8 protein-coding genes are annotated in these 12,468 nt (G+C 69.7%); 1 reads left to right on the top strand and 7 read right to left on the bottom strand.

Going from position 1 to position 12,468, the window contains the following annotated elements; all coding sequences use genetic code 11:
- Window positions 1–57: 57 nt before the first annotated feature.
- Genes AMIS_RS05765 through AMIS_RS05745 form a run of 5 tightly spaced genes read right to left on the bottom strand, consistent with a single transcriptional unit; the run spans window position 58 to window position 6,475 of the window.
- The gene (locus AMIS_RS05765; protein WP_014441259.1) at window positions 58–792 is read right to left on the bottom strand and encodes a TIGR03936 family radical SAM-associated protein; all 735 of its coding nucleotides are present in this window, start codon (window positions 790–792) and stop codon (window positions 58–60) included.
- A gap of 51 nt (window positions 793–843) precedes the next feature.
- Window positions 844–2,787 (bottom strand): TIGR03960 family B12-binding radical SAM protein, encoded by a 1,944-nt coding sequence (locus AMIS_RS05760; protein WP_014441258.1) that lies wholly within the window; start codon window positions 2,785–2,787, stop codon window positions 844–846.
- Between the two features lie 21 nt (window positions 2,788–2,808).
- Window positions 2,809–3,153, bottom strand: coding sequence for an STAS domain-containing protein (locus AMIS_RS05755; protein WP_014441257.1), 345 nt, complete (start codon window positions 3,151–3,153; stop codon window positions 2,809–2,811).
- Window positions 3,150–5,648: a SpoIIE family protein phosphatase gene (locus AMIS_RS05750; protein ID WP_157434744.1), complete on the bottom strand. Its 2,499-nt coding sequence runs from the start codon at window positions 5,646–5,648 to the stop codon at window positions 3,150–3,152. The genes AMIS_RS05755 and AMIS_RS05750 overlap by 4 nt, the downstream gene beginning before the upstream one ends.
- Window positions 5,649–5,677: 29 nt before the next feature.
- The gene (locus AMIS_RS05745) at window positions 5,678–6,475 is read right to left on the bottom strand and encodes an alpha/beta fold hydrolase (protein ID WP_014441255.1); all 798 of its coding nucleotides are present in this window, start codon (window positions 6,473–6,475) and stop codon (window positions 5,678–5,680) included.
- Window positions 6,476–6,734: 259 nt separating this feature from the next.
- Here AMIS_RS05745 and AMIS_RS41480 point away from each other — a divergent pair, with 259 nt between their 5' ends.
- The gene (locus AMIS_RS41480) at window positions 6,735–8,282 is read left to right on the top strand and encodes a hypothetical protein (RefSeq protein WP_014441254.1); all 1,548 of its coding nucleotides are present in this window, start codon (window positions 6,735–6,737) and stop codon (window positions 8,280–8,282) included.
- Between the two features lie 16 nt (window positions 8,283–8,298).
- On the opposite strand, the gene AMIS_RS05735 is transcribed toward AMIS_RS41480, so the two are convergent.
- Complete coding sequence (locus tag AMIS_RS05735; protein WP_014441253.1) at window positions 8,299–8,973, bottom strand: lysophospholipid acyltransferase family protein; 675 nt, start codon at window positions 8,971–8,973, stop codon at window positions 8,299–8,301.
- Between the two features lie 320 nt (window positions 8,974–9,293).
- Entirely contained in the window at window positions 9,294–12,428 is a 3,135-nt protein-coding gene (gene ileS, locus AMIS_RS05730; protein WP_014441252.1) for an isoleucine--tRNA ligase, read from the bottom strand.
- Between the last annotated feature and the right edge of the window lie 40 nt (window positions 12,429–12,468).

Raw genomic sequence — 12,468 nt, 5'->3', positions numbered from 1 at the left:
CCGGCCAAGTCCGGTCGGGCTGCCGAAGTCTGCCAACGAACACCGACCGGACTCCGGTCAGCGTCCTCCGATGCCGGCGGCCTCGCGATCCACGTCCAACGGATCGACGATAACCCCCTGCGCGGTGAGTGTGCCCTGGGCCAGCCGGGTGACCCGCGGGGGGACCGGCGGCTCCAGGCCGGCCACCACGCGCAGGCCGGAAAGGACGTCATCGGGCCGCACGGCGGGTGTCACCTGCCGTACGACAAGGTCGATTATCGCACACGGTACCCCCATGGCCCCGGAAGGTAGGTCTGCCTCTTCCGTCACCGTGCATCGGGCGACCGCCACGCGCGCGTCGAAGGATCGACGTCCCTGCTTGGTCATGCGCTCGACCAGCACTTCTGCCGATTCGAGGAAGGCCGCGACGGCGTCCTGCGCCGTTTTCGTCTCGACCTCGGGGAGCTCGATCCGCCACTGCGAGGCGTCGATCCGGTCGGCCAGGCTGCCGTCTGCGGCGATCACGGCTTCCAGGATGTCGAGTCCCGGGGAGAGCGCCGCGTCCAGCGCGACCCGCAGCTGCTCCGGATCGACCGGGGCCTGCAGTCCGATCTCCAGGTACTCCGCCTCGCTGCCGACGCCGGTGGGCGCCGCACTCGCGTACGAAATCTTGGGGTGTGGGGTGAATCCTTGGGAATAGGCGATGGGAACCGCGGCACGCCGCAGGGCGCGCTCGAAGGCGCGAGCGAAGTCGCGGTGCGAGGTGAAACGCAGCGGTCCGCGCTTCGCATAGCGAAGGCGGATCCGCTGCACGACCGGGGCTTGACCGCCGACCGGCTGGTTCTTGGGGGGAATGTCTCTCTCCTAAGCGGGGACCCGCAGGTTGTTGACCGGGGTCAGGGGAAGAAGCTTCTTGCCGGTGGGACCGATCTGGATCTCGGTGTCCATCGACGGGCAGACACCGCAGTCGAAGCACGGCGTCCAGCGGCAGTCGTCCTGCTCGAACTCGCTCATCGAGTCCTGCCAGTCCTGCCAGAGCCAGTCCTTGTCCAGACCGGAGTCCAGGTGGTCCCAGGGCAGAACCTCGAGCTCCTCGCGCTCGCGAGTGGTGTACCAGTCCAGGTCGACGCCGAAGTCCGGGAGCACCTCGGCGCAGGCCTCGATCCAGCGCGCGTACGAGAAGTGCTCTGACCAGCCGTCGAACCGGCCGCCCTTCTCCCACACCCGGCGGATGACCTGGCCGACACGGCGGTCGCCGCGGGACAGCAGGCCTTCGATCAGCGAGGGCTCGCCGTCGTGGTAGCGGAAGCCGATCGCGCGGCCCAGCGAGCGGTCGCTGTTGATGGCCTGCTTGAGCATCTTGAGGCGGCCGTCGATCACCTCGGGCGTGTCCATTTTCGCCCACTGGAACGGGGTGTGCGGCTTCGGCACGAAGCCACCGATCGACACGGTGCAGCGGATGTCCTTGGTGCCGGCGGCCTCCCGGCCGGCCCGGATCACCTCGTGCGCCATGTCCGCGATCTCGAGCACGTCCTCGTCGGTCTCGCTGGGCAGGCCGCACATGAAGTACAGCTTCACCTGCCGCCAGCCGTTCGAGTACGCCGTGACGACCGTCCGGATCAGGTCCTCCTTGGTCACCATCTTGTTGATGACCTTGCGGATCCGCTCCGAGCCGCCCTCCGGCGCGAAGGTGAGGCCGGTACGCCGCCCGTTGCGGGACAGCTCCTGCGCCAGGTCGATGTTGAACGCGTCGACCCGGGTGGACGGCAGCGACAGCGAGACGTTGGTGTCCGCGTACTGCTCGGCGAGACCGGAGCACATGTCACCGATCTCGGAGTGGTCGGCGCTGGAGAGCGAGAGCAGACCGACCTCGTTGAAGCCGGAGAACTCCAGGCCCTGCTGGACCATCTGGCCGACCGTGGTGATCGACCGCTCCCGCACCGGGCGGGTGATCATGCCGGCCTGGCAGAACCGGCATCCCCGGGTGCAACCCCGGAAGATCTCCACCGCGTACCGCTCGTGGACCGTCTCGGCGAGCGGGACCAGCGGCTTCTTCGGGTACGGCCACGCGTCCAGGTCCATCGTGGTCCGCTTGGCGACCCGGAACGGGACGTCCGGCCGGTTCGGCACGACGCGCTGGATGCGACCGTCGGGCAGGTAGTCGACGTCGTAGAAACGGGGAACGTAGATGCTCTCGGTCCGCGCGAGGCGCAGCAGCAACTCGTCCCGCCCGCCGGGGCAGCCCTCGGCCTTCCATTCCCGGATGATCCCGGTGATCTCGAGGACCGCCTCCTCGCCGTCACCGAGCACCGCGGCGTCGATGAAGTCGGCGATCGGCTCCGGGTTGAACGAGGCGTGCCCGCCGGCGAGCACCACCGGGTGCTCCTCGGTGCGGTCCGCGCTGTTCAGCGGGATGCCGGCCAGGTCGAGCGCGCTCAGCAGGTTCGTGTAGCCCAGCTCGGTCGCGAACGAGATGCCGAAGACGTCGAACGCCTTGACCGGGCGGTGCGCGTCGACGGTGAACTGCGGGACGCCGTTCTCCTTCATCAGCGCCTCGAGGTCCGGCCAGACCGCGTAGGTCCGCTCGGCCAGCACGTCCGGCTGCTCGTTGAGCACCTCGTAGAGGATCTGGACGCCCTGGTTGGGCAGGCCCACCTCGTAGGCGTCCGGGTACATCAACGCCCAGCGGACGACCGTCGCGTCCCAGTCCTTGACGACGGCGCCGAGCTCGCCGCCCACGTATTGGATCGGTTTGCTGACCCGGGGCAACAATTGCTCGAGCTGCGGAAAGACGGAACTGACGCTCATGGGTCTCCAGGGTACGCGAGACTAACGGTCCAGTTCCTCGGCGGCCCGTTCCAGATCGGTGGCGAGCAGGTCGGTCCGGAAGGAGCAGAGCTGCAGGGTCATCCGTGCGGCCCCGCGCTCGCCGACCACCAGTTTGATCGGCTTCCCCCGATCGTCCAGGTCGCCGACGATGAAATCGAGCAGCCGCACCCCGGCGCTGTCCAGGAACGAGACGGCGGTGAGGTCGATCAGCACCGCGTTCGCGTCGGTGGTGCGCGCCACGATGGCCCGCCCGATGTCGTTGGCGTTGGCAAGGTCGATCTCGCCCTTGAGGTGGACCAGCTCGGCGACGCCGTGGCGGGAGAAACTCACCCACTGGTCGGTCATGAGACACCTCCGCGGTGCCGGCGCATGGTCACCGTCGTCCCCTCGCCTCGGTCGAAGAAGACCTCGTCCATCGATTCCTCGATCAGCTGCAGTCCCCGGCCGCGGGTGAAGTCGCTGCCCGGCCCGCGCCAGCTGCCCCGGTCGGTGACCCGGACCTCCACCGCGTCCACGCTGACCGTGGCGGACACGTCGACCACGCCGAACGGGTCCTCCCGGTAACCGTGCTCGATCGCGTTCGCCACCGCCTCCGAGCAGGCCAGCAGCACCGCGTTCACGCACTCCTGGTCGACCTCGTGACCGACCAGCCAGGCGCGCAGGTCGGCCCGGAGCAGCGAGATCTGCAGCGGGTCGGCGCCGATCGAGCGTTCCAGCCGTTCCTCGGTGCCGAGGGTGAGGCAGAGCAGGCAGACGTCGTCTCCGTGATCACGGCCCACCATGGTGTCGGCGAGCCCGGCGGTGAGGCCCTTGAGCGGGGCGTCCCGGCGTCGCGCGTACTCCCGGGCGAGGATCTCGAAGCCCCTGTCGATCGGGCGGCCCCGGCGCTCGACCAGGCCGTCGGTGTAGAGCAGCAGACGGCTGCCGGCCGCGAGCCGCACCTTGTGCTCGGTGCGGTGCCGGTCGCCGGCCCGCGAGCCGATCGGCGCGGAGCGGGCCTGCAGCAGGTACTGCGGGGAACCGGCCGGCTCGTGCAGCAGCGGGGGCAGGTGGCCGGCGCACGCGTACGACAGCTCGCTGTTGAGCAGGTCGACCTCGCCGTAGACGACGGTCGCCATCCGGGCCGAGTCGACCCGCTCGCAGAACCGATCCAGCTGCTCCAGCAGGCGGGCCGGCCCGTTCTCGGCCGACGCGAGCGCCCGGATCGCGCTGCGCAGCTGGCCCATCGTGGTGGCCGCGTCGATGCCCCGGCCGACCACGTCGCCGACCACCACGGCGAGCTTGGTCGGGCTGATCAGGAACGCGTCGAACCAGTCCCCGCCGACCTCCAGATCCTGCGCGGCGGCCTGGTAGTACGTCTCGACGGCGAACCGCGGGTCGCCGCCCGGCACGTCCGCGGCGAGCAGGCTGCGCTGCAGGGTCCGGGCGATGGCCCGTTCCTGCTCGTAGAGCCGGGCGTTCTCCAGGCCCAGCCCGGCCCGGTCGGCCAGATCGTCGAGGAACTGCCGCTCGGCCTCGGCGCCGCGGCGGTTCTGCGCCATCCGCAGCGCGAGCGTGCCGAGCACCCGGCCGCGGGCGGTCAGCGGCAGCACCGTGCAGCCGAGCCCGTCGCCGTCGGTCGCGTGGACAGGCTTGCACAGCCGGGTGGCCTCGGCGACCCGTTCGGCGATCCGGTCCGCGTCCGGCGGCGCGCTTCCGGCCTGCTCCACCAGCCCGGCCGGGCCGACCTGCAGGCGCACCTCGGCCCAGTCGGCGAAGTCCAGCACCACCTGCTCGACCAGGCGGCGGGCACGCTGCAGCAGCCGATGCTCCTCGTCCAGCGCCCGGGTGACGGCGGCCAGGAAGCCGGCCCGGTCCTCCCGGCGGCGGGCGTCGTCGTAGAGCCGGGCCCGGTCCAGCGCCTGCCCGGCCTGCTGACCGAGCAGGCGGATCACCCGCAGTTCGCCGTCGCTGAGCGAGCGCTCCTCGCGGAAGCTGAACGCCAGCACGCCGAGCACCGTGAGGGCCTGCTCGTCGCCGGTCCCGGTGGTGAGCGGCAGCAGCACCACCGACCCGCGGCCGGAGCCCCGCATCGACTCGGCCAGGTCCGGGAAGTGCTCGTCCGCCTCGGCCAGCGTGCCGATCACGTGCAGGTCGCCGCGCCGGGCCACGGCCGCCACCGCGCGGGGCGAGGAGCGCGGCATGTCGTCCCAGTTGCCGGTGGTCGGGTCCGTGGAGGCGACCGCGATCAGCTGGTCGCGGTCCTCGTCCACCAGGTAGATGCTGCTGCTCGCGGCCTCGAACGCCGGTTCCGGAGCGCGGACCACGGCCTCGGCCACCTCGGCCTCGGTCGGCGCGGCGGACAGGTCGGCCACTATCTGCTGCAGGACCCGGACCCGCTGCTCGGAGGCCTCCGCCTCACGGCGGGCGGTGAGCAGCTCCCGCTCGTAGCTGCGCCGCTCGGTCGCGTTGAAGACCATCGTCCGGATGATCCGGGGCGCGCCGCCGGCGCCGCGTTCCAGAACCGAGTTCACCAGTACGGGCAATCGCCGCCCGTCCGCACCGACCACCTCGAGAGCTATCTCGTGCACCTCGTTCTGCATCGACAGCAACGGTGCGTAATGGGTCTCGTGATAGATCTTGTCACCGCCCGTGAGCAGGTCACGGAACCGTCGGTGACCGATCAGGCCGACCCGGGTGTACCCGGTCCAGGTCAGGAACGTCTCGTTGACCCGGACGATCGTGCCGTCCGGGAGCGTCGTGAGGTACCCGCACGGCGCATGCTCGTAGAGGTCCTCGGGATCGTCGTCCCAGGGCAGTCGCAACTCTTGTGTCACGTCCGGCCCACCAGTCTCACTCACGCCACTGCTCCGCCGATCATGCCCGCTGTCTACAACCAGGACTTGATCGCGTCAACCGTTTCCTGTGGAGCACTGAGGTTCGGGCAGTGACCGGTCGCGTTCAGCGACAGGAACGTGCTGTTCGGAGTGTGCTTGTGGACGTACTCACCGACCACGGTGGGCGCGATGACGTCGTCGGAGCACTGCAGGATCAGCGTGGGCACCCGGGCCTGCGAGAGATCGGCGCGGTTGTCGGAGAGGAACGTGACCCGGGCGAACTTCTTGGCGATCGCCGGGTCGGTGCGGCAGAAGCTGTTGGTGAGCTCGTCACCGAGCTCCGGCCGGTCCGGGTTGCCCATGATCACCGGTGCCATCGCGCTGGACCAGCCCAGGTAGTTGCTGTCCAGCGACTCCAGCATCTCCTCGATGTCGGAGTGGCCGAACCCGCCGACGTAACCCTGGGTCTCGTCGTCGATGTACCGCGGGGACGGGCCGATCATGACCAGGGCGCCGAAGCGTTCCGGCTCACGGTTCGCGGCGAGCAGGCCGATCATCGAGCTGACCGAGTGGCCGACGAAGACGACGTCACGCAGGTCGTGCTCGTGGATGATCTCCAGGATGTCCTGGGCGTACCCGTCGAGGGTGGCGTAGCGGTCGTCCCGGTACGCGGACAGGTCGGATCTGCCGTTGCCGACGTGGTCGAACAACACGATCCGGTGAGTGTCGGCGAACGCCGGTGTGACGAACCGCCACATGTTCTGGTCGCAGCCGTACCCGTGGGCGAACACCATGGGCCGGCCGGTTTCGGAGCCGCTGAAGGTGACGGCGTTCCTGTTCGTGGTGCTCATGCGCAACAAACCCTCCGGGCGGAGCGGGTGGTCGGTGTGCGGAATCTTTCCGAGGGGTGACTCCTGGCACTTTCCGGTCGAGGGAACCGGCGAAATACAAAGTCCGGGTAACCATACGACTCCGGAGCGTTCTGCACATCGCCCTCGTTGTCCGGCATTCGCGTACGGCGTCCGGAACCGGCATGCCCGTCCCGCTGGCATACCACTCCTAACCTGGGGGAAGAGTTCGACACCCGGGGGCACAGGAGGAGATCGAAAAATGGCGGACGAGCAGCCACTCGACGCGACCCTGCCCGTCGGCGTGCCGGAGAAGAGCGGCGAGCCGGCGACGGGCAGCACGCCCGAGCAGAGCAGCGCGCCCGAGCAGAGCAGCGCCCCTGCGACCGATGCCGGCGCGGACGCCGCGGAGCCGAAGACGCTGAGCATGCCGCCGCGGTGGAGCGGCGCGGCAGCGATCCCGGCCGCCGAGCCGCGCCGATCGGTGTGGAGCCGGCTGCGCGACCGGATCCCGGGCGCCGGCCGTGCCCCCGAGGACGACGAGTGGCCGACGATGCCGGCCGTCGATCCGTGGGCCGACCAGCCGACCCAGGTGTGGGACGAGGCGTACACCACGGTGGCGGCGCCTGTTTCACCCGTACCCCCGGCGCCTGTTTCACCCGTACCCTCGGCGCCTGCTTCACCCGTACCCCCGATGGAGATGCCACCGACGCGCCTGGATGGACCCACACCCGCCGGCGCCGCGGAGAACGCGGCGCAGGCCGCGGCTGCGGACGGGCGACCGGACCGGGTGGCCGCGCTGAACGCGAGGCTGGACGCCGCGTCGGCAGCCGCGGACGTGGTGGAGAAGAAGGCAGCCGAAGCCGCCAAGGTCGCGGCCGCGGCGGCCGCCGCGAAGGCCGAGGCGGCCCGGGCCGCCATCGCCAAGATGATCGCCGACAAGGCGAAGGCCAAAGCGGAGGCCGAGGCGAAGGCGAAGGCCGAAGCGGATCAGAAGGCGCGGCTCGGCATGCCCGCGCCGGGCACCTATCCCCCACCGGCCGGCGGCAACGGTCTGCCCCCGCTCGCACCCCGCAAGCCGCTCTTCACAGGCGGTGGATGGCGCAAGCCCGGTAACGGCAAGGGGCCGGCGGCGAAGACCACCGTGACGTCCCGGCCGCCGGTCCAGCGTCGCCCGCCGATGGATTTCGCCCCGCCGCGGAACCAGGTGCCGGCGCCGTGGCTCGCCCGGCCGCCGAAGCGCCGCGGGCTGGTGCGCCGGGTGCTGCGCCGGCTCACCATGCTCACGATCGTCGCCGTGGTGCTGTGCTGCGGCGGGCCGCTCGCCTACGCCCAGTTCCCGGCGGCACGGCAGTTCCCGGTCAGCGCGAACCTGCCGGACTCCTTCGCGGACCTGAGCCTGCGCGACACCGCGGCCGCGACCAAGGCCGTCGACCGGCTCGCCGACCAGCTGCAGCAGTCCGGATCGGCGGGCAACGCGTTCGCCGGGGTCTACGCCGACGGCAACGGCAAGCGGGTCACGCTCTACGGCGTCACCGGTTTCCGCCTGACGCCCGGCTCGGACGCCCGCGCCCAGCTCGACCGGCTCGCCGACGAGCTCAAGCTGGCCGACGTGACCGATTACGACACCGGGATCTTCGGCGTGCACGAGCAGTGCGGCACCGGCCGGCTCGACGGCACGGCCGTGGTGGCGTGCACCTGGGCCGACCACGGCAGCCTCGCCACAGTGCTGCTCACCCGCCGGTCGCTCGAGGAGAGCGCCGACCTGGTGGCCCAGCTCCGCGACGAGGTGCTCGAACCCGTGATCTAGGGCCCGGACCCGTTGCCTAGGCCTGGTCGGGCTTCTTGGGGGCGTAGCGGGGCACGTACTCCTGGCCGGTCATCTTCTGGATCTCGCCCATCACCTGGTCGGTGAGCTCGCGCAGCGCGGTGCGGTCGTCGGCGCGGCCGATCGTCTCGATCGGCTTGCCGAATTTCACGGTGACCGCGCCGCGCATCAGCTTCGGGTAGAGCTGGCCGATCGGCTGGACCTTGTCGGTGCCGAGCATGCCGACCGGGATGATCGGCACGCCGGCGGCGACCGCGAGCCGGGCCACGCCGGTGCGTCCGCGGTACAGCCTGCCGTCCGGCGAGCGGGTGCCCTCGGGGTAGACCGCGACCAGGTCACCGCCCTTGAGCGCCGGGATGGCGGCGTCGAACGCGGTGAGAGCGGCCCGGCCACCGGCCCGCTCGACCCGGATGGCGCCGAGGCCCTCCATCAGCTTGCGGTTGAGGAAGCCCTTGACGCCGGTGCCGGTGAAGTAGTCGGACTTGGCCCAGAAGGCCAGGTGACGCGGCACGACCGCGCCGAGGAAGAGCTCGTCCGCGACGGAGAGGTGGTTGCCGGCGAAGATCGCACCGCCACTCCTCGGAATGTGCTCGAGACCTTCGACGGTCGGCCGCCAGCCGGTCATCAACGGCACGCCGACGATGACCTTGCCGATTGAGTAGATCAGCGGCAACTCGTCCTCCGGAGCAGCACACCAGGGTGCGAAGTAGGGATGGGGTGCTGTGAGGTTATCGGAACCGAGCGCCGATGTACCTAATGATCTTGGACCGAGGCCCGGACATTCGCCCCCACCAGGCGAACATCCGGGCCTATCGGCAGTTTTCTCATGCAGTGATCAATCCCACTGATCCCGCACTCGCCGGATCACTTCTGGCCGCGCCCGGTGACCTCCGCGCGTTGCTGCATCGCGGACGGCCGGCTCCGACCCGCTCGACGGCACCGCATTCATTCTCGAAAATGGGGCGGAAACCGGCGCCTCCGCCCCATTTTTCGCTAGGCGCGCAGTGTGTGCACGACGATCTCCCGACCGTTGCCGACCGTGCCGGGGAATCCCTCGGACAGCGAGCTCACCAGGTTCACCGTCACCGCGAGCGTCTCGTGCGCGATGAACTCCTGGTGCGCGCGGACCGCGGCCAGCACGTCCTCGGGCCCGGCGATCGACAGCGTGATCCGGTCGGACACGTCAAGGTCGGCGTCCCGGCGGCACTGCTGCACGATGCGGACGACGTCCCGGGCAGTGCCTTCCGCCTCCAGCTCCGGCGTGATGTCGGTGTCCAGCGCGATAGTCACCCCACGCTGCGACTCCACCACCCAACCGGTCCGGGGCACCTCGGTGACCAGAATGTCGTCCTGTCCCACGCCGACCTGCTCGTCATCGACGGTCAGATGGAAAACACCACCATCGCGTACGGCCGTGACAAGCTCACGAGGATCGGCGGCGGTGATCGCCTTCGCGACGAACTGCGTCCGCTTGCCGAACCGCTTGCCGAGTTCACGGAAGTTCGGCTTCACGTGCACATCGATGATCTCGTTGTTGGTGTCGAGCCGTTCCAGTGACTTCACATTCAGCTCGTCGCTGATGTCGTCGAGCAGTTCCTGCGGCAGCACCGTGTCGGCCGGCAGGCCGACGAGGGCGCGGCTCAGCGGCTGCCGGATCCGCAGGCTGCTCGCCTTGCGCGCGGCCCGGCCCGACTCGGCCAGCGCCCGCGAGGTGGCGACCTGCGCGGACAGCTGCGCATCGATCAGGTTCTCGTCGGCCGTCGGCCAGGTCGCCAGGTGCACCGACTCGGGCGCGTCCGGGGTGCCGGGCCGCAGGACCTGCTGCCAGACCTGCTCAGTGACGAACGGGATGAACGGCGCCAGCAGCCGGGTCAGAATCTCCAGGCATTCGTAGAGGGTGCTCAGCGCGTCCTGGTCACCCTCCCAGAACCGCTGCCGCGACCGGCGCACGTACCAGTTCGACAGATCGTCGATGAAGTCGGCGAGCAGCCGGCCGGCCTTCGCCGTGTCGTAGTCCTGCATCCGATCGTCGACTGCGGCGACCAGCGCGTGCACCTCACCGACGATCCAGCGGTCCAGCACCGGCCGCTCGCCGACCGGGTGCACGTTCTGCGGATTCCACTCCGCGTGTGATGCGTACAGCGTGAAGAACGACGCGGTGTTCCAGTACGTCATCAGGACCTTGCGGACGATCTCGTCGAGCGGGCCCGGACCGACCCGGCGCTGTGACCAGGGCGATCCGGAGCAGGCCATGAACCAGCGCACCGCGTCCGCGCCGTGCGTGTCCATCAGCGGAATCGGCAGCAAGATGTTGCCGAGGTGCTTGCTCATCTTGCGGCCGTCCTCGGCGAGGATGTGGCCGAGGCAGACCACGTTCTCGTACGAGGAGCGGCCGAAGACGAGGGTGCCCACCGCCATCAGCGTGTAGAACCAGCCACGCGTCTGATCGATGGCCTCGCAGATGTACTGAGCCGGGTACGTCTTCTCGAACTGCTCCACGCTGCCCGGCACATGCGGGTAACCGAGCTGCGCGAACGGCATCGCGCCGCTGTCGTACCACGCGTCGATCACTTCAGGCACGCGCGTCGCGGTGGCGCCGCAGTCCGGGCACGCGAACGTGATCGAGTCGACGTACGGCCGGTGCGGGTCGAGCTGGGACAGGTCGGCACCGGCCAGTTCGCCCAGTTCCTTGCGGGAGCCGATCGCCGTGACGTGCTTGTTCTCGCAGCGCCACAGCGGCAGCGGTGTGCCCCAGTACCGGGAGCGCGAGACGGCCCAGTCGATGTTGTTCTTCAGCCAATCCCCGTACCGTCCGTGCTTGATGTGCTCGGGGTACCAGGTGGTCTTCTCGTTCTCGCGCATCAGCTCGTCGCGGACCGCCGTGGTGCGGATGTACCAGGACGGCTGCGCGTAGTACATGAGCGGCGTGTGGCAGCGCCAGCAGTGCGGGTACGCGTGCTCGAACGGCTCGTGCCTGAACAGCTTGCCCTGTTCCTTGAGCCGATCGATGAGCAGCGCGTCGGCGTCCTTGAAGAACACACCGCCGACCAGCTCGATACCGTCCTCGAACCGCCCGTTCGGCGCCACCGGGTTGACCAGGGGCAGACCGTACGCGCGGCAAACCGCGAGGTCCTCGGCGCCGAACGCCGGCGCCTGGTGCACGAGGCCGGTGCCGTCCTCGGTGGTGACGTAGTCGGCGAGCACCACACGGTGCGCGTCCGGGATGTCGACCAGGTCGAACGGCCGCTCGTAGTGCAGGCCTTCCAGCGCGGAGCCGGGCAGTGAGGCGAACACCTCGGCTTCCTCGCCGAGCACCTTGCGGAGCAGCGGCTCGGCCAGGACGAACGTCTGCCCGCCGGAGCGGGCCACGACGTACGTGACCTCGGGGTGCGCGGCGACGGCGGTGTTGGAGACGAGCGTCCAGGGAGTGGTCGTCCAGATCAGCAGGTCGGCGTTCTCCTGCCCGGCGACCGCGTCCTTGAGCGGGAACCGCACATAGACCGAGGGGTCGGTGACCGTCTCGTAACCTTGGGCGACCTCGTGGTCGGAGAGGGTCGTGCCGTCCCGCGTGCAGTACGGCGCGACGCGGAAGTCCTCCACGAGACGCCCGTCGCCATGGATCTTCTTGAGCGACCACCAGACGCTGTCCACGTACTCCGGCGACATCGTCTCGTACGCGTTCTTGAGGTCGATCCAGTAGCCCATGCGTTCGCTGAGCTGCTCGAACTCGTCGACGTGCCGGAGCACCGAGGTGCGGCACCTGTCGTTGAACTCGGCGATACCGACCTTCTCGATGTCCGGCTTGCCGCTGAGCCCGAGCTCCTTCTCGACGGCCAGCTCGACCGGGAGTCCGTGACAGTCCCAGCCGGCGCGCCGCGGCACGGAGAAGCCGCGCATGGTCCGGTATCGCGGGAAGAGGTCCTTGAAGACCCGTGCCTCGATGTGGTGGGTGCCCGGCGTGCCGTTCGCGGTGGGCGGACCCTCGTAGAACACCCAGGGGGTGCCGCCGGCAGTCTGCTCGAGACTGCGTGCGAACACGTCGTTGGCCTGCCACCACTTGATGACCTTGCGATCCATTTCGCCGAAGTCAACCTTGGTGGGCAACGGCGTGAATGGCGACTCCACCATGTTCTCCCTACGCTCCGTCGTTCTCGCACGGACGCCACGC

Source organism: Actinoplanes missouriensis 431, assembly GCF_000284295.1.
Taxonomy (GTDB): domain Bacteria; phylum Actinomycetota; class Actinomycetes; order Mycobacteriales; family Micromonosporaceae; genus Actinoplanes; species Actinoplanes missouriensis.
The sequence above is the reverse complement of the archived record's forward strand: the minus strand, read 5'-3'. Positions and strand labels throughout refer to the sequence as shown.